This window comes from Humitalea sp. 24SJ18S-53 (assembly GCF_050632385.1).
Classification (GTDB): Bacteria; Pseudomonadota; Alphaproteobacteria; order Acetobacterales; family Acetobacteraceae; genus Humitalea.
In genome coordinates this window covers 4,143,139-4,161,734 of record NZ_CP192599.1, presented here as the reverse complement: position 1 = coordinate 4,161,734, position 18,596 = coordinate 4,143,139, and the positions used below count along the sequence as shown (strand labels likewise).

30 protein-coding genes are annotated in these 18,596 nt (G+C 68.7%); 1 reads left to right on the top strand and 29 read right to left on the bottom strand.

Features of this window, described 5'->3' with window-relative positions:
• Positions 1-136: 136 nt before the first annotated feature.
• The 11 genes from ACQW02_RS19895 to ACQW02_RS19845 all read right to left on the bottom strand — a co-directional run bounded on the left by ACQW02_RS19895 (position 137) and on the right by ACQW02_RS19845 (position 8,124).
• The gene (locus ACQW02_RS19895) at positions 137-646 is read right to left on the bottom strand and encodes a phage virion morphogenesis protein (protein ID WP_431281651.1); all 510 of its coding nucleotides are present in this window, start codon (positions 644-646) and stop codon (positions 137-139) included.
• Between the two features lie 124 nt (positions 647-770).
• A complete protein-coding gene (locus ACQW02_RS19890; protein WP_431281650.1) occupies positions 771-2,276 on the bottom strand; it encodes a phage minor head protein in 1,506 nt (501 codons plus the stop codon).
• Entirely contained in the window at positions 2,273-3,859 is a 1,587-nt protein-coding gene (locus ACQW02_RS19885) for a DUF935 domain-containing protein (RefSeq protein ID WP_431281649.1), read from the bottom strand. The genes ACQW02_RS19890 and ACQW02_RS19885 overlap by 4 nt, the downstream gene beginning before the upstream one ends.
• Positions 3,859-5,397: a hypothetical protein gene (locus ACQW02_RS19880; protein WP_431281648.1), complete on the bottom strand. Its 1,539-nt coding sequence runs from the start codon at positions 5,395-5,397 to the stop codon at positions 3,859-3,861. Before ACQW02_RS19880 ends, ACQW02_RS19885 begins: the two co-directional genes overlap by 1 nt.
• Entirely contained in the window at positions 5,397-5,933 is a 537-nt protein-coding gene (locus ACQW02_RS19875; protein WP_431281647.1) for a phage protein Gp27 family protein, read from the bottom strand. Before ACQW02_RS19875 ends, ACQW02_RS19880 begins: the two co-directional genes overlap by 1 nt.
• A complete protein-coding gene (locus ACQW02_RS19870; RefSeq protein WP_431281646.1) occupies positions 5,934-6,242 on the bottom strand; it encodes a VpaChn25_0724 family phage protein in 309 nt (102 codons plus the stop codon).
• Positions 6,242-6,580: a DUF2730 family protein gene (locus ACQW02_RS19865; protein ID WP_431281645.1), complete on the bottom strand. Its 339-nt coding sequence runs from the start codon at positions 6,578-6,580 to the stop codon at positions 6,242-6,244. The genes ACQW02_RS19870 and ACQW02_RS19865 overlap by 1 nt, the downstream gene beginning before the upstream one ends.
• Positions 6,577-6,756: a TraR/DksA C4-type zinc finger protein gene (locus tag ACQW02_RS19860; protein WP_431281644.1), complete on the bottom strand. Its 180-nt coding sequence runs from the start codon at positions 6,754-6,756 to the stop codon at positions 6,577-6,579. The genes ACQW02_RS19865 and ACQW02_RS19860 overlap by 4 nt, the downstream gene beginning before the upstream one ends.
• Before the next feature lie 25 nt (positions 6,757-6,781).
• Complete coding sequence (locus ACQW02_RS19855) at positions 6,782-7,105, bottom strand: hypothetical protein (RefSeq protein WP_431281643.1); 324 nt, start codon at positions 7,103-7,105, stop codon at positions 6,782-6,784.
• Positions 7,102-7,674 (bottom strand): glycoside hydrolase family 108 protein, encoded by a 573-nt coding sequence (locus ACQW02_RS19850; RefSeq protein WP_431281642.1) that lies wholly within the window; start codon positions 7,672-7,674, stop codon positions 7,102-7,104. The genes ACQW02_RS19855 and ACQW02_RS19850 overlap by 4 nt, the downstream gene beginning before the upstream one ends.
• 54 nt (positions 7,675-7,728) lie before the next feature.
• On the bottom strand, positions 7,729-8,124 hold the full coding sequence (locus tag ACQW02_RS19845; RefSeq protein WP_431281641.1) for a hypothetical protein: 396 nt from the start codon (positions 8,122-8,124) through the stop codon (positions 7,729-7,731).
• A gap of 83 nt (positions 8,125-8,207) precedes the next feature.
• On the opposite strand from ACQW02_RS19845, the gene ACQW02_RS19840 reads away from it, so the two are divergent.
• Positions 8,208-8,756, top strand: coding sequence for a hypothetical protein (locus ACQW02_RS19840; protein WP_431281640.1), 549 nt, complete (start codon positions 8,208-8,210; stop codon positions 8,754-8,756).
• A 136-nt stretch (positions 8,757-8,892) separates the two neighbouring features.
• Here ACQW02_RS19840 and ACQW02_RS19835 read toward each other — a convergent pair whose 3' ends face one another.
• The 18 genes from ACQW02_RS19835 to ACQW02_RS19750 are packed head-to-tail and all read right to left on the bottom strand — an operon-like array spanning position 8,893 to position 18,530.
• Complete coding sequence (locus tag ACQW02_RS19835; protein WP_431281639.1) at positions 8,893-9,108, bottom strand: hypothetical protein; 216 nt, start codon at positions 9,106-9,108, stop codon at positions 8,893-8,895.
• Positions 9,105-9,551, bottom strand: a complete 447-nt coding sequence (locus tag ACQW02_RS19830) for a regulatory protein GemA (protein ID WP_431281638.1) — start codon at positions 9,549-9,551, stop codon at positions 9,105-9,107. The genes ACQW02_RS19835 and ACQW02_RS19830 overlap by 4 nt, the downstream gene beginning before the upstream one ends.
• Complete coding sequence (locus ACQW02_RS19825; RefSeq protein WP_431281637.1) at positions 9,548-10,096, bottom strand: DnaA N-terminal domain-containing protein; 549 nt, start codon at positions 10,094-10,096, stop codon at positions 9,548-9,550. The genes ACQW02_RS19830 and ACQW02_RS19825 overlap by 4 nt, the downstream gene beginning before the upstream one ends.
• A complete protein-coding gene (locus tag ACQW02_RS19820) occupies positions 10,093-10,752 on the bottom strand; it encodes a hypothetical protein (protein ID WP_431281636.1) in 660 nt (219 codons plus the stop codon). The genes ACQW02_RS19825 and ACQW02_RS19820 overlap by 4 nt, the downstream gene beginning before the upstream one ends.
• Positions 10,749-10,988: a hypothetical protein gene (locus ACQW02_RS19815; RefSeq protein ID WP_431281635.1), complete on the bottom strand. Its 240-nt coding sequence runs from the start codon at positions 10,986-10,988 to the stop codon at positions 10,749-10,751. The genes ACQW02_RS19820 and ACQW02_RS19815 overlap by 4 nt, the downstream gene beginning before the upstream one ends.
• The gene (locus ACQW02_RS19810) at positions 10,985-11,425 is read right to left on the bottom strand and encodes a hypothetical protein (RefSeq protein ID WP_431281634.1); all 441 of its coding nucleotides are present in this window, start codon (positions 11,423-11,425) and stop codon (positions 10,985-10,987) included. The genes ACQW02_RS19815 and ACQW02_RS19810 overlap by 4 nt, the downstream gene beginning before the upstream one ends.
• On the bottom strand, positions 11,422-12,123 hold the full coding sequence (locus tag ACQW02_RS19805) for a DUF7168 domain-containing protein (RefSeq protein WP_431281633.1): 702 nt from the start codon (positions 12,121-12,123) through the stop codon (positions 11,422-11,424). Before ACQW02_RS19805 ends, ACQW02_RS19810 begins: the two co-directional genes overlap by 4 nt.
• On the bottom strand, positions 12,120-12,332 hold the full coding sequence (locus tag ACQW02_RS19800; RefSeq protein ID WP_431281632.1) for a hypothetical protein: 213 nt from the start codon (positions 12,330-12,332) through the stop codon (positions 12,120-12,122). The genes ACQW02_RS19805 and ACQW02_RS19800 overlap by 4 nt, the downstream gene beginning before the upstream one ends.
• Before the next feature lie 2 nt (positions 12,333-12,334).
• Positions 12,335-12,607, bottom strand: coding sequence for a DUF2312 domain-containing protein (locus tag ACQW02_RS19795; protein ID WP_431281631.1), 273 nt, complete (start codon positions 12,605-12,607; stop codon positions 12,335-12,337).
• Between the two features lie 2 nt (positions 12,608-12,609).
• Positions 12,610-13,239 (bottom strand): DUF3164 family protein, encoded by a 630-nt coding sequence (locus ACQW02_RS19790; RefSeq protein WP_431281630.1) that lies wholly within the window; start codon positions 13,237-13,239, stop codon positions 12,610-12,612.
• Entirely contained in the window at positions 13,239-13,556 is a 318-nt protein-coding gene (locus ACQW02_RS19785) for a helix-turn-helix domain-containing protein (protein WP_431281629.1), read from the bottom strand. Before ACQW02_RS19785 ends, ACQW02_RS19790 begins: the two co-directional genes overlap by 1 nt.
• Positions 13,553-13,780, bottom strand: coding sequence for a hypothetical protein (locus ACQW02_RS19780; protein ID WP_431281628.1), 228 nt, complete (start codon positions 13,778-13,780; stop codon positions 13,553-13,555). The genes ACQW02_RS19785 and ACQW02_RS19780 overlap by 4 nt, the downstream gene beginning before the upstream one ends.
• A complete protein-coding gene (locus ACQW02_RS19775) occupies positions 13,777-14,760 on the bottom strand; it encodes an AAA family ATPase (protein ID WP_431281627.1) in 984 nt (327 codons plus the stop codon). The genes ACQW02_RS19780 and ACQW02_RS19775 overlap by 4 nt, the downstream gene beginning before the upstream one ends.
• Before the next feature lie 52 nt (positions 14,761-14,812).
• Positions 14,813-16,780: a transposase domain-containing protein gene (locus ACQW02_RS19770; RefSeq protein WP_431285935.1), complete on the bottom strand. Its 1,968-nt coding sequence runs from the start codon at positions 16,778-16,780 to the stop codon at positions 14,813-14,815.
• Positions 16,780-17,238, bottom strand: coding sequence for a DNA transposition protein (locus ACQW02_RS19765; RefSeq protein ID WP_431281626.1), 459 nt, complete (start codon positions 17,236-17,238; stop codon positions 16,780-16,782). The genes ACQW02_RS19770 and ACQW02_RS19765 overlap by 1 nt, the downstream gene beginning before the upstream one ends.
• A 4-nt stretch (positions 17,239-17,242) precedes the next feature.
• On the bottom strand, positions 17,243-17,398 hold the full coding sequence (locus tag ACQW02_RS19760) for a hypothetical protein (protein ID WP_431281625.1): 156 nt from the start codon (positions 17,396-17,398) through the stop codon (positions 17,243-17,245).
• The gene (locus ACQW02_RS19755; RefSeq protein WP_431281624.1) at positions 17,398-18,222 is read right to left on the bottom strand and encodes a ParB/RepB/Spo0J family partition protein; all 825 of its coding nucleotides are present in this window, start codon (positions 18,220-18,222) and stop codon (positions 17,398-17,400) included. The genes ACQW02_RS19760 and ACQW02_RS19755 overlap by 1 nt, the downstream gene beginning before the upstream one ends.
• Before the next feature lie 5 nt (positions 18,223-18,227).
• A complete protein-coding gene (locus ACQW02_RS19750; RefSeq protein ID WP_431281623.1) occupies positions 18,228-18,530 on the bottom strand; it encodes a helix-turn-helix domain-containing protein in 303 nt (100 codons plus the stop codon).
• Positions 18,531-18,596: the final 66 nt, after the last annotated feature.

Sequence of the window (18,596 nt, the reverse complement as noted above, 5' to 3'; positions counted from 1 at the left end):
GGCGTGTGGGGGGGGGCGTCGGTCGGCGGCCCCGGTTGGACGTAACGGGCGGGAAAACCCGCCCAACCCCATTCTTAGGCCTCTTATTCCCTCTTAAAATCCATGGCTGCGCAAGCGCCCCCGATCTGGACCGGCGTCAGCCGCCCATCGCCCGCCGCAGCGCGTCGAAGGCCACCTCCCGCACCGTCTCCTCATCGCGTGTCGAGAAGCCGAGATAGGGGCGCGCGGGGATGGTGACCGATCGCGGCCGGACGAGCGCGGTGCCCAGCCGGAATGCGAGGGTCGGCGATTTCTTGGCCGTGATCGTCGCGCCGAACTGATGCACGGCCGCGTAGATCTTGTTCGAGCCCACGACGACGGACCGCCCCTCGACGGCGGAGGTGATGCTGCCCTGCAGGCCTCCCCGCATGGCGCTGTCGCGCAGGATGCCAGAACCCTTCTTCACGGCGGCGTAGGCGGGGTTCAGCGGCGCCCAGGCGCGCCCGTCAGGATCCTGCGCCGCGTCGAAGCGCCGCCGTGTGTTGCGGGCCAGGCCCACGCCCATCGCCGCCAGCACGCCGCGATCGCGGCCCATCGCCGCCAGCACCACGAAGGCGCGGCGCACCTGGCCGTCGTCGAAGCGGGCGGAAAGGGTGGCACCGGCCATACTGGAAATCCTCAGTGGGGATGGTTATGTTGCGGCAGTAGCCAGGTCCACGGTGTCGTTTCGTGGCCGAACATCCCGCCCTGGTAGCGGGACTTTGGTGAAGGGCGTTGCGCTCCCTTCCTGGCTACAACCCTCCCTGCAACAGCGTGAACATCTCCGGGCGCAGTGCCTGCGGCGTCGTCAGCCCGCCGCTAATCACCGACGCCGCCGTGACCTTACGACGCGCCGCATCTCCGCCCCGCACCGTGACCGTGCGATCCAGCGCGATCACCAGCTTGCCGACCCTGCCATCATCCCCGCCAGCCGGGCGGAACACGTAGACGAGGTTGCCGTTATCCACCTGGCGGAACACCGCCAGCGGGTTCGCCAGGATCTCCGGCAGCCGCGCGATGTCGGCAGGGGCGAGCGCCACCTGCATGCCCGATGCCTTGCTGATCCGGGCATCCTTGCCGGCGATCCGCCGATACTTATCCGGCTGGATCACGACGGTCCTGCTGGCAATGCTGGATTGGCCGCCGTTGCGGCGCAGGGCCAGGGTGGTCAGGCGGTCGATGTTGCCCACCACGATGGGTGCAGGCGCGCGGGCCTTGTCACCCTGCGCCTCACCAAGCCAGCGGGCGAACCGCTGCGGCGAGGCAACGCGCGCCCGAAGGGGTGGCGGCGGCCCGCCGGCGGCGGGAGGATCACCGGGCTCGACGATCGGCACGGTGATCAAGCCACGGTCCGGACCGGCAGGCGGTGTCGGCGGCGGCCTGCGAGGCGGTGGCGGCAGATCCACGAAGGGCGCCGGCGGCGGCGAAGCGATGCCGACCTTCGCCTCCGCCCGCCGCAGCAGGGCCTCGAACTCCGCATTCGACACGCCTGGTGTCGGCGGCATCACCGGCGGTGGCGGCGCCCAGCCTGCGGGTGGCGGGCGCGTGCCTGGCGGCACCGGCGCCGGCCCCGACCAGGCCTCGCCCGGATTATAGTCGAAGCCCGGGTCGATCCCGACCGGCACCTGGCTGGTCACGCCGGTGCGCGGATTGGTCCAGGGGCGGGTCTCGATCGGCGGGGCCGCGTCCGGCCCGTGGCGGCCCTGCCGCGCCAGGTCGCGGCCGGACTGCGGTTCGACACGGCAGCCGCAGCGCCAGCCGTTCGGCGGGTAGTGCGACTTCCAGAAAGCATCCGTCGCGCGCAGCGTCAGGCCGTTCCACTGCTTGTGCTGCAGGCGCGGATGCAGGGCGCCCGAATGGACATATTGCCAGTATGGGAAGGCCGCGACGGTCTCGGGCTGCACCATCTGGGCGTGGCGCCCGGCGGCGTAGGCCGTCGACAGGTTGGTCTCGTAGATGATGCGGGTGCGCCAGCCGCGGGCGCCGTTGTAGGCCCAGCCGTGTGTCTCCACGATGCCATCGAAATCGCCGCGGAATTCGGCCAGGGTGGTCCCCTGCTCGATCGCCTTCTGGATGGCGGTGCGGAAGTCGCTGACCAGCGCCTCGGTCGCCGCCCCCGCCACCATGAATTGCCGGCTATGCGCGGTGCGCCAGACATCGGTCCAATGCGCCGAGGTGGTGTTGGTCTTCTGCAGGAAGAACGCGATCGCCTCCGCCGGCGGCAGGCTGATGGCGCCCAAGGTCGCGGCGGCGGTCACGGCTGGCGGGTGCGCAGCTCATCCAGCACGGCGGCCTCCCCGGCCAGGTGGGCGATCGCCATCGCGCGGCCCATGGCGCGCGCCAGATCTTCAGGCGACAGCGACAGCCTGGTGATACGCTCCAGCAGGTCCGGCAAATCACTGGCGGCGGCGAACTCCGCCTCGATCGCGCCGGTCAGGCCGGCCATCGCGCCCTCCGCGTCACGCGCAAGCCGGGTCACCATTGCCTCGACCAGGTCGGGATCGGGCTGGGTGGCGTGGCGGGAGGTCAGCAGCCGGCGCATCGCGTTCAGGCTGGGCGGCGGTTCGGGCGCGGGCGGCGGCGGGGCGGCGCGCAGCAGGCCCAGCACATCGGTGCCTTCGCCCTCGGATGGTTCCGAGAAGCCGAGGCGATCGCGCACCTCCGATGCCTCGACCCGCAGGCCAAGCGGCACAAGGCCCTTCAGCGCCTCGATAACGATTGGCAGCGGCACCTCGTCCGACCGTCCAACGCGGATGGAGGGATAGGCTTTCTGCGGCCCGAAGTTGAAGGCGATGATGGTGTGCGCAAGCTGGCGCGTGAGCGTGCTGGAGGCGAGGCGCGCGTCCGCCCGCTCGATGTCTTCCTGCACCAGGCGGTGCTCTTTGGCGACGGCGTGGCCGCCGCTGATCGCGTCCGTCGTGGTGGTCTGGCCCAGGACGGCCTTGCTGACCTGGCGGTCGAACCAATCGGCGCGGCGTTCGTAATTGTCGGTGGTGGCGGCCAGGCCCTTCACCTCGACGAACTCGATCTCCATGTCCTTGGGCACAATCGCGGCGCAATCACCGGCGATATTGGCGACGGCGCGCCACAAGGTGCGGCGATCCTCGTCCGACGCCCCTGGCCCATACCTGCCAAGGCGCATCGGCTGGCCAAAGTTCTGGGTGAACACTGCCCAATCGCGCAAGGTGAACGCCTTGTACATCCAGGCCCAGGACGCGAGGCGCGCGAGGCCGGAGCGCAGCATCAGTCCGGATTTGGATGGGTGGCGATGCACGATGAATTTGTGTGGCGCCAGCGGCTCCAGCCCCGTCGCCTCGCGCAGCGCCAGCGTGTCGCCATCCTCGCGCGACACCTCAAAATAGCGCTGCGGGCGCCAGAGCAGGGCCTCCGGCAGGAAGGCGCCGGGCTCGGTACGCCACATGATCTCCAGCACCGAAAAGCCTTTGCCAACCCCGTCCAGCAGGTCGAACAGCGCCGCCTCCAGCACGCCTTCGCGCAACCAGGCGCGCAGGAAGTCGGCGTGCTTGACGTGGTTCGGGTCGTCGGAGGCGGCTTCTACCGTCATCGGCAATTGCGCGACGGAGCGCTTGCGGGTGCCGAGCACGCCGGAATAGTGCAGGTCGCGCTCCTCGATATCTTCGGCCAGTTCGAGATACGAGAGGGCGTCGCCCAGGGCCGCGGCGCGATGGATCGCGGCGAGGCGATGCGGTGTCAGCCCCTCGGCCGGATGACCGGAGATGGGGGAGCGCACCCCGCTCAGCGTCGGGCCGGCCTTGTCCTCCCGCAGGCGGGCGATGTCGGCGGCCGGGATCACCAGGCCATCGGGACCGTAGACAGCCATCAGGCCATAATCCTTCCGCGCAATGTGCCGCGCGGGCGCATGTCGTCGTCGTGGGTTGCACCGGCGTGGCCGCGTGATGTTGGGTCGAGCACCGGCTCGTAGGCATAGGCCTCAGGGGCGGCCTTGCTCGCCATCAGGGCCAGGGCGCAGGCGATGGGGGCATCACCGTGGCGCTGCCCGCTGTCGTCCTGCGTGCGCTCCGGGATACGCGGAACGCCACGCACCAGGCGGGCCATCCGAAAATCCGTCTCGATGTCACGGTCCTTCGGTATCGTGATCATGGCGTCTTCGAAGGCTGTCTTCAGCGGCGGCATGAACTCCCGATACCAGGGCTCGGTCATCATCACCTGGAGGACGCGGCTGCCGTAGCGATCTGCGGCGGCCTCCGCATGCGCCATGCCGTTGCCCGTGGCATCCAGCGCGATGGCCCGAAGCAGCGGCAGCCGATCACAGATGAAGCGCAGGACCTGCTGCTGCTGGCTGTACGGCATGTTGCGCAGTTCGAGGACAAACGGCGTGCGGCGCACCAGGTCGCGCCCGATCGCCAGTGGCCACATGACGGACAGGTCGACCTTACGGGCGAAGTCCTGGCCGAAGGCATGCGGCGTGCGCGGATCCAGCGTGGCCAGGAGCGGCGCGACATGCTCCTCCAGCCAGGCCTGGACGTCACGCGCGCGGATATCGTCCCGCCAGGTCACGAAGCCAGGCGGCGCCGCCCAGCGCAGCACCGGAATGCTGGGGTCCATCCGCGCCTCGATCAGCACGCCCGGCAACCAGGTGCCGGACAGCGGCGACGGAATGACGTGCAGCTCCTCATCGGCGTTGTGCCGATACTGCTTTTCGATTTGCGCCTTCCAAGCCGCCTTGCCTTCCTCGGTCGGCGCTTGGCCGGTGCGGAGGCAGACCCGCTCATAGAGCCCTTGCCCGATCGCGTCCTCGAACGTGCATCGGAGCAGATTGTAATCGGCACGCCCGCCGCGAATGTCGTTGACCAGGGCGTTGAAGGCGTTCGCCTCGCCATTATGGGTCGAGAGGATGACCACCTTGCCGCCCCAGATCAGGTGCGCCATGGCGGCCTTCAGGACGGCTTCCAGATCATCGACGAAGGCGGCCTCGTCGATGATGACCAGCCCCTGCTTGCCGCGCAGGGCACGCGCCACGCTTGGCAGCGCCACGACCTCGAAGCCGCTGGCGAAGGTGATGCGGAAGGCGCCGATCTCGTCATCGGCCTTGTCGGGGTTCTTCCAGACGAACTCTTCGACACCCGAGGCGGCAAGCTGGAACTCTTTTCCCCAGTCACCGACATAGTCGATGAACTCGCGGGTCATGTCCTTCTCATAACCCATGTAGAAGACGTCCATGCCTTCCGCATCGGCCTGCGCGGCGGACGTCAATGCCGCGACCGCGGCCACGGCCCAGGTGAAGCCCGTACGCCGCGACTTCTCTGCCACCGTGACGGCATGGTGCGAGACGCTCGCCATTAGATCCTGCTGGTAGGGCAGGAAGACCTCGGGCAGGAGGGGCGCGTCGAGCGGCATCAGCCGGCCTTCACGCCCATGATGCGGGCCTTGATCGTCTCGATGGTGGCAGCGGTCAGTCCGGCTGCCTTTCCGGCGCCCTCGGCCGCCTTGGCGGCATCGGCCAGGGCGGCGGTGCGGATCTTGAGCGTCGTGTCGGCATCGGCCTTCCGCGCCGTCGCCAAGGCGCGGACGATCTTGGCAAGCTCGCCCATCTTTTCGAGGCTGACCGGTTCCCCCTCATCCGCGTCGAGGAAGATGTCCAGCACGGCGGCATGCAGCAGCTCGATATTGAGCGCGGCCGTGCGCTCCTCCCCCACGCCAAGTTTCTGGCGGAGGCTTTCGGAGATCTCGCGCGCCTTGCGCATGCGTTCGCCGAGATGGGCCATGCCCTTGATGTGGCGGCCGAGGGCGGAGCGCGACGGCACGTCATCGTCCGCCAGCATCTCGCGCAGCTTGGCCAGGATTTCATCCAGCGTGCGGCCGTTCTCCCGCAGGGCGCCGATCAGGCCACGGACTTCCTCCGGCAGCTTCTGGACCGAGGAAGGGCGCGGCATCTACCGCGCCACGGGCCGGGCGACGCCCGTGTGCGGCCGGCCGCCAGCGACGTCCTCGCCATCCTCGGTCAGCACGGCAATCTGGAATTCGGCGCCCGCCTCGTCATGCAGGCGCTCGATGCGGATCAGCCGGTGCTCCAGCAGCCAGGCCAACTCGGCGCGCAGCACGTCGCGCGAGACATCGTGGCCGATCGCCTTCAGCACGCGCTTCAGGATGAATTCGTTCGCGCGCCGGCCGGCATCTTCGGCCAGGGTGCGCAGGATGGTCAGGCGACGGTCTTCGGCCTGCAGCCTGGCGAAGCCGCTCATCAGGATGACCCCCCGTTGATCTGATGCGTCACCAGCAGGTTCGTCTGGTGTTCGACGCGCCGCATGATGTCGCCGAGGCTGTTGACCTTCTCGCCGACCACCGCGACCCCCGTCTCCAACCCTGCGACGCGCGCCTGCAGGCCACGCAGATCGTCGTGCGATGGCACTTGCGCGAGACGCGTTTCGACGATGCTGATCCGGCCCTGCACCAGGACGAGATCGGCCCGGGGCGCGAAGTCACCCGCCAGCTTGAAGCGCAGGAAGGCGAGCAAAAGACCGCCCAGCGCGACAGCGACGGCGACCATCCAGGCGAGGTCGCGCCATTCGAAACTGATCACCGCACATTCTCCATTCGACCTTGGCAGGCAACGCACAGCCGAACACCCGGTACCGCCAGGCGGCGCGCGGCGGGGATCTGTGCATCGCAAAGTTCGCAGGCCTCGGCAGCCTCGCCGGTGGCAGGTCGGCGACGGCGGGCAATGGCAGCATCGCGATCAGCATCAGCCAGCGCCATGGCGCGGTCCGCGTCGTCCGGCACATCAATGCCCACGCGTGGTCAGGCGCAGGTCCAGCACCTCACGCAATCGCTCGGGGTCCATGTTGAAGCGGCGCAGCGCATCCGGGGCGGAATGCACCACATAGGTCGCGGCGTAGGAGATCGCCTCCTCGCGCGTGAGTTTGCCGCCCTTAAGCCCGCCGATCTTCTCGATCGCCGCATCGAGCACCAGGTCGAAGAGCCCATGGAGGAACTCGCGGGTACTGACATCGGTCTGCTTGTCGATCCAGGCGACGAGTTTCTGGGCGATCAGCCCAATCAGCGCGACCAGGATCAGAATGGCAGCCTGTGTCAGGGCTTCGGTCATGCGGCAGGTCCTTCGGGGATCAAGGTCTGGGCGGCCATCGCCAGGCGGAAGAGGCGGCGCGACCAGCCCAGGCCGAAGGTCGCCCATTCGCCGGTCGTCACGTTGTGCAGATTGCGTGCGGCCAGCACGTCGGCGATGGCTTCGACCAGCAGGCCGGCGGGGACCAGGCCCTGCGCCACGGCGATGGTGCGCGGGCCGACGACGCCATCGGCCGTCACGCGCAGCGCTGTCTGCAACCATCGCGCGGCGCGGCCGGCGCCGCAGTTCACGGCGCTGTCGAAGACCACCAGCGCCAGGGGCTCCGGCAACCAATGGCAGCCGGCGGGCAACCAGAAATCCTGCCGATACAGTGCCCGTGCATCGTCCAGCGTGACCAGGCGGATGTCGTTCACATCGACGTCGCCATCATGGTCGAGATCGAGGACGCGCCCCTTGGACTTGGCGTAGCGCAGCGACACGCCGAGGTTGGTCGCCCCGCCTGGATCGCGCGGGTGGTCCACGAAGCCAGCCTCCTCGCCGATCACATGGGCGAAGGCGCTGATGAAGGGATCGGTGACGATGATGGGCATGGCGCGGACCATCGCGCGCGCATGGCGGGCCGGATTACCCCCGCCAGCGCGGGGTCAACCGCCGAAGAGGTCGCGCTGGATCTGCGTGGCGTAGGGGTTCGGGTCGGTGCTGCACTGTGCGACACCGCGCAGCACGCGCCAGATGCCGCTTTCGGTCATGCCCATGCGGCGCGCGATCGCGCTGCGCTTGTCGCCACGATCGGCATAGACATGGATGCGCCAGGCGCGCGCAAGCGGCACCCGGAGACCTTCGCCGCCGCGCACCGCCGCCAGCTTCTTTGCCGCGTCGAGACCGATGCAGAGTGCCAGGCGCGATCCCTGGTTCGGATCGTGCGGCACATAGATCTCTGTGCCCCCGTGCTCTTCCACCAGCCACAGCGTCGCCTTCGCACCAATCGCATCGGCGATGTGGGCCAGTTCAGCAGGCGGGCGGAGGCGGGAGTTGGTCATGCCGCTGGACGGGACCTGGCAGATATGACCTGTGCGGCGCTGTAATGATACGGCAGGCTAGCAGTACCAACCTGGAGGCCCCGATGCTGCGCCTGACGATCCTGCTGCTGCTCGCCGTCGTAACTGCACCTGCCATGGCCCAGGCGCCGCAGCGCCGAGCCCCGACGCCCACTCCCGCGCCGCAAAGTGGCTGGGGGAAGCCGATGGTCGACTTCGTCGCGGGCTACAACGCAACGTCGACCCGCCTGCAGTTCGACCAGCGAGCGAGGCAAATCAACTGTGATCGCGCAGACGGCAGCGTCCTCACCCGGACCTGTCTGTTCCAGACATCCGATGGCATCAGCTTGGTGACCGCCGCTCAGCCCGACCGCCAAACCCTGCGCGACGTGATGGTCACTGCCGAGGGGACCCCACGCGGCGTTGCAGCTCTCTTCTCTGCATTTCTGGTGCTGCTCACGCATTTCGAACCAACGACGAACACTGATGCGCGCGGCGCGGCCTTCAACGCGCTCTTCTCGAACCCACCGGCCGTAGGTGGCAAGAACGAAACGACGGTCGGCCGAACACGGATTGCGGTGACGAACCTGCCTGGAGGAGTGGGCTTCCTGCTCGGCCTGGCACCGATGCCGTGAAGTCGCCGAAGGGTCGGGCGCTGACATCACGCCAGCCGCATCGCCGCGATCGCCAGCGCCCGCAGGGCCGGTGGAAGCCCTGCCAGCATACGGCGCAACTGGCGGCGGGCGCGGCGGCGGCGCCAGGACCGGCAACTCATTCCACGATCTCGGCGGTGAAGCGCAACCGCACCGGCGTGCCATCCGGCAGCCGCGCATTGCCTTCCGCCATGACAAAGAGCGGCCCGCCCTCCAGCAGCATCGGGTGAACCATCCCGGCCAGACGGCCGAGCACCGGCTCGAACTGCTGATGCGCCACAGCGCGCACAACCTCCGGATCCGTCAGCAGGCGACGTGCCATCGTCTCACTCATGCCTTCGCCCTCTCCCGTGCCAGCCATGCCCTCAGCCCCTCGATCACGCGGTTGGCCTGGACGCTGTCCAGGAACTCCGGCGCATCGATCCCGTCCGGGTGCGCCTTCGTCTTCGACTGGCGCCGGCAGAAGGCTCTCAGAGCCTCCTCAGAGACGTCTTCGACATGCGCCGACAGGTCACGCCAGATGGCACGGATCATCCGCACCTGCGGCTTGTGGCTGGCCGGGCGGGCGCCGCGCGGGGGCGCCGGCTTGAAGCCCAGGCGCTTGAATTCCGTGACCACCTTGTCCAGCGCCGGCAGGCCGAGCGTCGCGGCGCTGCGGCTGCCCGTGACGCGCTCCAGCACGTCGCGATAGGCGTCCTCGTCCAGGCGCAGCGCCTTCGCGGCCAGGTGCAACTGCGCGAGGCGTGCGCGGCGCAGGGGGCTGTTGCCGGGGTTCATGCGCCCATCTCCTCGCGTGCCACGATCTCGAGGCGCCTGACCCGCAGGGCCGCCTGCAGCGCGGGCGCGTGCTGCTGGCGCAGGCGGTCACGGTGGAACTTCGACGGCGCGACCAACAGCGCGCTCATGCCTTCGGTCAAACTCGCGATCTCGATCGGCAGGATCCACGCGCGCCATTCGGCGGCGCCGAAGAGCGGCTGCAGCGCGGCCAGCGGATGCGCGGGGTCGACCGCGGTGGCTGCCGAAGCCGATGCCTTGGGCTTCGGCAGATAGTCGATCCAGCGCGCCTGCCCGAGGAAGGTCCTGGCGTGGACGATGAAGTCGTTGCTGATGCCCTGGCGGCGGCACTCGGCGGCATAACCGGTCGCGGCGGCCACCAGGTCGGACGGCGCCGCCCCGCCCTGCACGGTACGGCCGAAGGCGGCCTCGGCCATCGCGCGCGGGTTCGGGATCCGCTTCGGATAGGCGGCCCAGAAGGCCTCGAAATCGGTGGCCAGTCGCGGCGGTAGGGCACTACGGCCGAACAGGTTGGGCTGGCGCGTCATGCCCGGCGCTCCCGGCAGGCGGTGACGTGGATCGCCACCAGGCCGAGCGGCAGCCCCAGGTCGTGCGCGATGCGCCGGCCGTGGTGCCCCTCGGCCATCATCGTCTCGATATCGGCGCGGTGCTGGTCGGTCAGCGCCAGCACCTGGTCGTCGGAAGATTGCGCGGATGCCTCAGCCGGCATGCTCGGGGCCACAACGGCTATGGGCTGGGGCTCGGGGGCGGCGCGCAGCAGCGGCACTGCGACCACCGGGGCCGGCGCGGCTTCCACCACCGCCGGCGCAACGGGCACCTCGGTGCGGGCCGCGACCTTGGCGCGGAAGCGCAGGTTCGCCTCGCGCTTGCGGGCCTTCTTCTGCTCATCGGTCACCAGGCGGGGACGGCCGACCGGGCGCGGTTGCGGCTTCGGCTTCGCCACCGGTTCTGTCTTCAGCGGCCGGGCCGCCCGGACCCGAGCGTCATAGGCGCGCTTCCATTTGCGCTGATAGTCCCGACGCGCGACGACATCCGCCGGCACGTCCAGCGTCTCGCGCACCAGGCGCAGCACGCGTGCCACGACGTCGGGTGCGATCGGCGTGGTGCGCTCGGCGACCATCGCCTCAAAACCGGCCAGGACGCCGAAGACCTGCCGTTCGCGGGAGGCGGTGGTGTTGCTCATGCGGGCGCGCTCCAGCAGCGGCAGGCGGGATGGGACAGGCGGATATCGGTGGTGGCGCTGCGGGTGTTCTTGCCCGCGCGGTGACCGCATTTGGCGTGGTCGCGCCGGTTGCCCGACACGCGGACCAGGTGCGCGCAGGTGCCGCAGGACTGACCGGCCGGGCCGGTACCAGGCAGCGATGCATGGCCGGTGATGGGGATGGCAAAGCGCTGCGGCGGCAGTTCGGCGATGCTCATGCCCGGCGCTCCAGCGCCCGCAGCGTCATCGCGCGGTGCCCGTAGAGCGCCGCTTTCACGGCGGCCAGTTCGACGGTCAGGTGATTGGCCTCGGCCCACAGCACGCCGGGGACGATATCGCCCCGCTCAGCGCACCAGGCGTAGGGATGGCCGCGGCGGACGCCGATCGACCAGGACCAGCCGGGCGGAAACAGCAGCGAGGCCGCATGGCGATCCTCGGTCGGCAAGGGCAGCGGCTGCCAGGTGGCGGCGATTGGCGAACAGCAGCGCCAGGCCTGCCCGCGCAGCCCCTGGGTGCGCGCGACGCGCCAGCCCAGGGCGCGATAGATTTCGACGTCGAGCGACCGCTCCGCCCGCGGCGCGTCCGTCACCTGCAGGATGCAGGCATCCAGGATGTGCAAGTCGAGGGCGCGTCGGAACGGAGCGATGGCGTTCATGGAGTGATGCGCTTCGTCGCGGCTGGGCCACCGATGCCCCAGCCGAGGTCCACGCCCATGGCGGCCAGTACGCCGCGATCGCGCGCATCGCCGAACTTCGCTGCATCCGGCGTTGGCTTCGGCGCCTTCGCCTTGCTGAACTTCAGCCCTTCCTGTTCGAGCGCGGCCTTCGCGACCGCCAAGTCACGCATCTGCACGTCGTGATCGCCGGCCTTCATCTCGATGATCTTGACCCGCAGGGACGCGACGAAGCCTTCCAGGAAGTGCTCGCGTGCAAGCCGGCGGGTCTTCGCGGTGCGACGGCGCTTGTATTCGCGGGTTGCGCAGTAATCGCGCGATGCGCGGCGGGCGGCACCATCGACCACCCCGTGCAGCCAGATGGCGACCTCGGGCCATGGAGCGCGGCCGAAGTACACGACATGACGCGGCTGGTCGCCACCGGTCTCCGTCCAGATTTCACAATGGCAGGCCCATGCGACGGCAGGCCACATGCGGTCTGCCACCGCAATCTTCTTCCGGCCGAGGGAGACCTTCAGCCTGGCGCAGGCAACGCTGTCCTCGTCCAGGCCATGCTCGCGCATGAGGGCGAAGGCGCGTTCGGCCGCGGCGAGAGCTTCCGCCTCCGTGCAGCCGTTCGCCTGGGTCCGGGACAGCAGCGCCCGGATGCGGGCGCGCAGGGCGTCGCGGTCGCTGGTCACGGCATCTCACCCGGCGCCATGTCGCGGACGGAGATCGTGAGCACGACGCCCGGGACACGGCAGGTCAGCTCGACCTGCGAGCAGATATCGAGCGCATCGAGCTGCAGCGCGAAGTCATCCACCATGGCGCGCAGCTTCTGCATGATGGCGGCGTGATGCGCCGCCGAGAGATAGGTGCGCGGCGCATCCAGATCGGTGGGGTCGCCCATCGTCACATCCCCAACGCGCGGCGATACAGGTCGAGGAGCGTCTCCTGCTCCTCGACCTCGGCCGGCTCCCTCCGCCGCAGCGCGATGATCTTGCGCACGACGGACGGCTCGAAGCCGGCACTGCCCGCCTCGACGTAGATGTCCTTGATGTCGCCGGCGAGCGCTTTGCGTTCATCTTCCAGACGCTCGATGCGCTCGACGATGCTGCGCAGCCGATCGGCGGCGATCCCGCCGACGTCGGAAGCCGGTTCTGGGTTCGTGCTGGGTTCCGACATGCTCAGACCCTCGCGATATCGAGGGCGAGCATCACGTGCTCGCTCTCCGGCGTCGGCCGGGCGTGGAAGCGGATGTATTCCTTGCTGCTGGTGACGCGGATCGCATCGCCAATCGCCTCCATGGCGCGCTGCCAGACCGGGTCCGTGATCGCCAAGCGGCGCAGCGTCAGGATGCGGTCCGCGTTGACCTTGCCCTCCCGATCGACCTGGAAGGCGTCGTTCACGATGGCGCGCAGATTGTCGTTCGCACCTTCCGACCAGGCCCGCAGGCATTCGTCGACCAGTTGCTTCGCGATCTGCAACTCCGGCCCGAAGCCGATGTATTCGCCAACTGCAAGCTGCACCCGCAAGGCGCCATCGAAGGACGAAAGGGTGAGATTGCCCTTCTTCCCGCCGCGCTTCGCGCCGTAGTGCTGTTCCAGCAGCGCGACATAGGCGCGGATGCGTTCGAAGGCGCCTGCGCGGAACGCAAGCAGCGCGTGGTTCAGGACCAGCGCCTCGCCGTGCAGCTGCTGGACCAGCTCATCCTCAAGCAGGTGCTCGGGCTTGATGCTGGCGATGGGGATCAGGCGCCCGGCGGCGTCCGCACGGAACCCCTCCGGGATCTGCGGGGTGGTGTCGGTGGCGGCCATCAGACGTGTCCTTCCTGTCGTTCAAGGGATGCTTCGACGCGCGCCACCAGGTCGCGCAGGTCGGGGTCGTGCGGCAGGCGCCTGGCCGTCTTCTCGATCGCACCGGCGACCGTGCTGCGATCGCGGTCGAACTCGCGCGCCAGGCGCTTCCACGACCAGGTCGCCAGCCGCCGGCGCGCAACGAACATCGCCGCATGCCGCGCCTGCGCGATGTCATGCGTACGGACCTCGGATCGGAATGCTGGCACCGGCACGCCCGTGTCTTCGGACACGGCCACGATGATGCGCGCCACCGTCATGTTCCGGGGCGCGCTCACGCCCGACCACCCGGATGGACGAACCGCCACGGCGCCAGCGGCGGGCGGGGGATCTCGTTCGGCAGCACGGCAAAGGCGCAGGCCTCCAGTTCCTGGAAGACGTTCATGGCGTCTGCCGCGGAGAAGTTGCCGCCGGTCTCGCGAGAGGAGTAGAAGCCGCCCGCCAGCACCAGCAGCCGCGCGCCGATAATCTCCCGCTGATGCCGGGTGAGTTCGTCGCTCATGCCGCCTCCGCGATCGTCAGAGGCGTGTCGGAAAGACCCGAGTAGCCGATGCGAACATCGTCGGCTGTCAGCGGCCGATTGGCGGCGCTGGCGAGCATGTGGGCCATCCGCATGGTCTTCATCATGCCGCGCAGTGCACCGGGCTTGCGGCAGATTGCGCTGATCAACGCGCGGGTCTCGCCATCCTCGACGCCCCAGGCGTCGGTCAGTGCGGCGACATCGCCCTTCGTCGCCCCCGTCAGCGTGAGCCGCCTGCCCACACGGCTGTGCAGCTGGGCGTACTTCGTCTGGCCTGGCGTGCCGAGGCTTTGGTAGATGTCAGGGTTGCCGACCAACGCGATGCCGACGACCGCCTTGTCATGGATGCTGCGCAGTTGGTCGTGCACTTCGCTAGGCAGGTGCTGCGCTTCGTCGATGATGATCAGCCCGCGGCTCCCGGCCACCTTCATGGCGATCTGGCGCGACTTCTGATCGACGCGACCGCCGCCCTGCAGGCCCATCGCGGTCCCGAGGTCCTGAAGGAATGCGCGCAGCGACTTGTGGATAGGCTCGGCGACCAGCTTCCAGACGTTGCTGCCCGTGGCCGTGTAGTGGCAGCACGCGATCGATTTGCCGACGCCGGGCGGACCGACCGTCACAGTCAGATCGGGAAGGTGCTGAGCATGCGCCAGCACCTCCAGGATACGGCTGGCGGTCGCCGTCTCGATGAAGGTGGGGGCCTTCGGCATCACGCGCCGAATTCGGGCGCGCTCCTGGATACTGCCCAGCCAGGCCTGCACCTGGGCCGCGATTTTTTCGCTGCGACCGGTGTAAGTGCCGTTCAGCCAGGCACTAAGCGTGCCGGGCGGTCGGCCCATTTGCCGCCCCATCTCGGTCTGAGACAGGCCGAGGCGCTGCTGCGCCTCAAGCGCCGCGACGCGGACGACCTCGATCGCCTCTGGCGTCCATTCCTGTTCCTGTTCCTCTGCCTGGTCGTTCATGCAATCCTCTCTCCGTTCCGGGTCACGCTGCGGATTTCCGGGTTCCAGTTCGTCAATCCGCGTCGTCGGGGTCGGGCACCGCGCGCAGCGCCACTCGCCCAGCCGTTCGGGCCAGTCGTGCTGCGCGCATCGCCTCGTGAATGGGGTCGGGGGCATCCTCTTCCGCGTCGGCCATGGGCAGCTGCTTCAGCGCCGATGTGCCGTGAAAGAGCCGCACCAGGCGCGGTGCTGGCGGCGGCTGCAGACGATCGATCCGCTTCGTCAGCACGACGGCCTCATCCAGGCTCATCGGCGCTTCCAGCTCGGCAGCCGCCTTCTTGTGGCGAATGATCGCCCTGTCGCGCCTCGCCGTGGCCTGCGCTGCCTCGACATCGAAGAAGCCAACCTTCTCGATGCATGAGGCCGCGCAGATGTAGCCGCCGTCGAGCCGGTAGATGTGCAGCGGCTGGTGCAGGTTCTCCGGGTCGAAGCGGACGGTGACCTTCTTGCCGCGCAGCGGCGAGAGCAGTTCGTGCTGGTACCGGTTGCCCATCAAGGTAACGGTGCCGTCCTGGCGGTTCACCGCCACCGCCTCGGCCGCCAGCAGCCACAGGCGCCGCTGCTCAGGCGTTGCCTTGCGGATTAGCGCCGCGGCGTAGCTCTCGTTGAACGTCTCTTCGAAGGATCGTCCGGCGCAGACGCCACCGGTGCGGCCAGTGCGCTGGTTGTGTTCAGTGATCCCCTGCTCCAACACTTTCAGGAAGACGGCGATCGGAACGGCCTTCGTTCCGTAGTGCTCGGGCTTCGTGACCGGGCTGTTGCCCGTGTAAGCCCCCTCGAACAGAGGATGCTTCGCAAGACCTCGTGCAAAATCCCGGAACGCGCGCTCGATCGGCTTCGATTGCCCATGATATGGCGTGGCCCAATGGATCTGCACGCCGAGCGCCGTAAGGATGCCTTCAGGCTCCTCTTCGCGGACCTTGAAGCGGAAGCGGTTCTTCGTGCCGCCGGTGATTTTCTTACTGGCGTAGTGCCGGCCATTGTCGAACAGGCAGCGGTCGGGGATGCCGTATTTTTCAACCAGGTCGCCGAAGGCCAAGCGCACGGCGTGCCAGTTTTCCGACCGGTCTATCCGCCAAGACAGGATCATGCCGGAGTAGATGTCCTGAAACGCGGTCATCATGGGCCGCTCGATGGTGCCGTCTTCCCATTTGACGAACACGTCCCACCGGTGACCGTCCGCATTAACGGCTTCGAGCGCATGCAAGCCTGAACGGTCACGCTGTTGCGCTGGCAGCATGCGCTTCAGCGCCTCGACACCCTGCCGCTTCAGCGTCTTGGTGGCAGGGTCAATGGCCTTCAGCCGGCGAAAAAGCGTGCGGTCCGAAGGCAGCTTCCAGCCATTTTGGGCTGCTACCGCGCGGATATCGCGCACGCAGGTCGTGGCGTCGGGTCCATTCTGGCGAAGGTAGAGTGCCCGCAACGCATCCCAGGCCTGGTCGCTGCATTCGGCGTCGACGCCGCCACCAGCGAAACGCGGTGCGAGGTACGGCAGCCAGTCACCACGATCGACAAATTCGACCAGCTTCGCCCAGTCATACAGCGTCCGCAGGGGGATCGACTTGGCCTCGGCCACCATTGCAAAGGCGGTGCTACGGGCCGTACCAGACTGCGCCAGCGCCTCGACCGTGTGCAGGGCGTCCAAGCGCTCCCCCGCCTTGGTGCGCCGGTTCTCCGGCTGGCGTTCCAGCCACGCCCACATTTCCTGTGTCGCCAACGCTTCTTTCGCCACCTTGCGAGCCGGCACGGCGGCGACGGGGGCGCTATGCACCACCAGCTTCAACCGCGCTTCCAGCGGCAGGACGTTGGTGTGGAACTCCACCCCGCCGCCGCGCCCGGCGCGGGCGCGCCAGCGAAATCCTTCATGTTCTGCCGCCAACCAGCCGCGGCGTTCCGCCAGCATGGCGATGCCACGTTCAGTGGTGGGCAGGCCCGGCAGGGCTTGCTTGGCCAGGTCAGCTGCGGACCACCATTCGCGCATCACAGCCCGCCCCCGCTGCGCGCCTGGTGCCGCAGCCGGTCGGCCTGGCGGCGCAAATCGTCCTGGCGTTCCTGCACGGCCGCCAGTTCGATCAGCGGCAGGTGGCGCCGCTCAATCACAGCCCAGCCCAGATCGGCTGCGAGCATTTCCAGCAAACGGCGATCGCGGGTGACGTGCAGCAGCGCCAGCAGCTTCACCAGCGGGATGCCATGCTCTTCGCGGGCCTCGGAGGCCCAGGCGTTGACCATGTGCAGGCTGACCCGCTCGCCGATGAAGGCGGTCATCTCTGCCGCAATGGTCGGCCGATCTTTCGGGCTGTCCCGCAGCGTCGCCGACACGGCCTTGGCGATGCGACCCGCCATCGTGGCGGCGCGGACCCGCGCGGGGTCAAAGGCGCGCACGGCTACCGGCGGCGTCCATTCCAGCAAATCGGGCTGAGCGGGACGCGCGCGCGACATGGCGCTAGCGGACGTCCAGCAGGGCGTAGATCGCGAGCCCGCCATAGCGAAAAAACGCCAATGCCGCGGCCGCGACGCAAAGACCGCCGACCACGACCTCCCACCAGCGGATGGGCGTCGGTTCCGGGTCGAGGATCGGCCAGTTGGGCTCGCGGGCCATCACGCGGCGGCCTTGGCCGGGATGATCGCCCCGATATTCTCCAGGAACCGCCGCTTGGCCCGGGCGCTGGTGGTCCGCGCCCAAATCTGTGCCAGGCGTTCGAACTGCACATCTTCGGGGTCGCGCGGCGGCAGATGGCGGATCTCCGCCACGGCCGCGGCGACGTTGCGGGCCGGCTTGTCGGTCCGGGTCAGCGCGTCCACGACCTCGGCGCGCAGGTCGTCCGGCAACCGCAGCAGCGCGTCCAACTGCGCGCCGCTATCGGCGACAGGGTGCCCGGCCAGGCGCGCGCGCATCTCCGCGGGGATCGCTGCGCGGGCCAGCGACCGGAAGATGGTGGCCTTGTCGAGCCCGAGTTTCTTGGCGGTTTCCTTGCTGAAACCAGGCGTCCCGATAAGAGTCGCAACCTTGCGACTCTTACTTGCGCGACCGTTCCGGGCCTCCGGGAACAGCCGCTCATAGACCTCCTTGCGCCGCGCCAGGAACACCGCGCGGTCCAGCGCGCCCAGCTCCCGCCGCATCAGGTTCTCGTCGATCTCCAGCAGCGACGCCTCGTCCTGGCTGCCGGCAAACACCCGCGCTTCGATCGTCTCCCATCCCAGCATCCGCGCCGCGGCGACGCGGTGCGCGCCGGCGATCAGCGGGTAAAGGTCGGCGTCATGCGGCGCGCCATCATCATCGAAGTCGATGCCCCCGACCGTGATCGGGGTGTCCTGTCCCCGCTCGGCAAAGGATGCGGCAATCAGATCGACGCTGGCGCCATCGATGCTGCGGAGCCGGTCGCCGACCAAAATCCGGTCGAGTGGGATCGCAAGGATTTCCATCCTGTCTAAGCCGCCTTCTTCTTTTCGGGGTGTGCCGGGACGCCAGAAGTGGCAATTTCCCGATTGATGACGCGGCGAGTCCGTGGGGACCCATCCGGGTTCCAGCGGTCAGGCCAAAGGGTGTGGGGTGTTTCGCCGAGAGCATCGGCGATGCGCTTCGCGACCGGAGCGCGCAGTTTCGTTCCCGTAAGGGCGACGGAGATCGCGGTCGGGTCCCAGCCCCAGGCGCGGGACAGGGCGGTGATCGGGCCGAAGCGCTTCACCAGCGCGGCCTTGATCTCCTCCTTGTGCAAGCCCTGCTGCGCCATCCGATCCGATCCCGCCGGCCCGTCCCAGACGCGCCGGAGGCGCGGGGGTGTGGGACAATGTGTTGG

Coding starts and splice junctions, on each gene's coding strand:
- ACQW02_RS19895 (WP_431281651.1), bottom strand. CDS start 646: ATGGCCGGTGCCACCCTTTCCGCCCGCTTCGACGACGGCCAGGTGCGC.
- ACQW02_RS19830 (WP_431281638.1), bottom strand. CDS start 9,551: ATGAACCCCGGCAACAGCCCCCTGCGCCGCGCACGCCTCGCGCAGTTG.
- ACQW02_RS19790 (WP_431281630.1), bottom strand. CDS start 13,239: ATGGCCGCCACCGACACCACCCCGCAGATCCCGGAGGGGTTCCGTGCG.
- ACQW02_RS19870 (WP_431281646.1), bottom strand. CDS start 6,242: ATGAGCGGCTTCGCCAGGCTGCAGGCCGAAGACCGTCGCCTGACCATC.
- ACQW02_RS19820 (WP_431281636.1), bottom strand. CDS start 10,752: ATGAGCAACACCACCGCCTCCCGCGAACGGCAGGTCTTCGGCGTCCTG.
- ACQW02_RS19840 (WP_431281640.1), top strand. CDS start 8,208: ATGCTGCGCCTGACGATCCTGCTGCTGCTCGCCGTCGTAACTGCACCT.
- ACQW02_RS19750 (WP_431281623.1), bottom strand. CDS start 18,530: ATGGCGCAGCAGGGCTTGCACAAGGAGGAGATCAAGGCCGCGCTGGTG.
- ACQW02_RS19780 (WP_431281628.1), bottom strand. CDS start 13,780: ATGAGCGACGAACTCACCCGGCATCAGCGGGAGATTATCGGCGCGCGG.
- ACQW02_RS19835 (WP_431281639.1), bottom strand. CDS start 9,108: ATGAGTGAGACGATGGCACGTCGCCTGCTGACGGATCCGGAGGTTGTG.
- ACQW02_RS19855 (WP_431281643.1), bottom strand. CDS start 7,105: ATGACCGAAGCCCTGACACAGGCTGCCATTCTGATCCTGGTCGCGCTG.
- ACQW02_RS19850 (WP_431281642.1), bottom strand. CDS start 7,674: ATGCCCATCATCGTCACCGATCCCTTCATCAGCGCCTTCGCCCATGTG.
- ACQW02_RS19800 (WP_431281632.1), bottom strand. CDS start 12,332: ATGGGCGACCCCACCGATCTGGATGCGCCGCGCACCTATCTCTCGGCG.
- ACQW02_RS19765 (WP_431281626.1), bottom strand. CDS start 17,238: ATGTCGCGCGCGCGTCCCGCTCAGCCCGATTTGCTGGAATGGACGCCG.
- ACQW02_RS19755 (WP_431281624.1), bottom strand. CDS start 18,222: ATGGAAATCCTTGCGATCCCACTCGACCGGATTTTGGTCGGCGACCGG.
- ACQW02_RS19885 (WP_431281649.1), bottom strand. CDS start 3,859: ATGGCTGTCTACGGTCCCGATGGCCTGGTGATCCCGGCCGCCGACATC.
- ACQW02_RS19810 (WP_431281634.1), bottom strand. CDS start 11,425: ATGAACGCCATCGCTCCGTTCCGACGCGCCCTCGACTTGCACATCCTG.
- ACQW02_RS19815 (WP_431281635.1), bottom strand. CDS start 10,988: ATGAGCATCGCCGAACTGCCGCCGCAGCGCTTTGCCATCCCCATCACC.
- ACQW02_RS19760 (WP_431281625.1), bottom strand. CDS start 17,398: ATGGCCCGCGAGCCCAACTGGCCGATCCTCGACCCGGAACCGACGCCC.
- ACQW02_RS19880 (WP_431281648.1), bottom strand. CDS start 5,397: ATGCCGCTCGACGCGCCCCTCCTGCCCGAGGTCTTCCTGCCCTACCAG.
- ACQW02_RS19770 (WP_431285935.1), bottom strand. CDS start 16,780: ATGCGCGAATGGTGGTCCGCAGCTGACCTGGCCAAGCAAGCCCTGCCG.
- ACQW02_RS19875 (WP_431281647.1), bottom strand. CDS start 5,933: ATGCCGCGCCCTTCCTCGGTCCAGAAGCTGCCGGAGGAAGTCCGTGGC.
- ACQW02_RS19775 (WP_431281627.1), bottom strand. CDS start 14,760: ATGAACGACCAGGCAGAGGAACAGGAACAGGAATGGACGCCAGAGGCG.
- ACQW02_RS19795 (WP_431281631.1), bottom strand. CDS start 12,607: ATGTCGGAACCCAGCACGAACCCAGAACCGGCTTCCGACGTCGGCGGG.
- ACQW02_RS19845 (WP_431281641.1), bottom strand. CDS start 8,124: ATGACCAACTCCCGCCTCCGCCCGCCTGCTGAACTGGCCCACATCGCC.
- ACQW02_RS19825 (WP_431281637.1), bottom strand. CDS start 10,096: ATGACGCGCCAGCCCAACCTGTTCGGCCGTAGTGCCCTACCGCCGCGA.
- ACQW02_RS19860 (WP_431281644.1), bottom strand. CDS start 6,756: ATGGCGCTGGCTGATGCTGATCGCGATGCTGCCATTGCCCGCCGTCGC.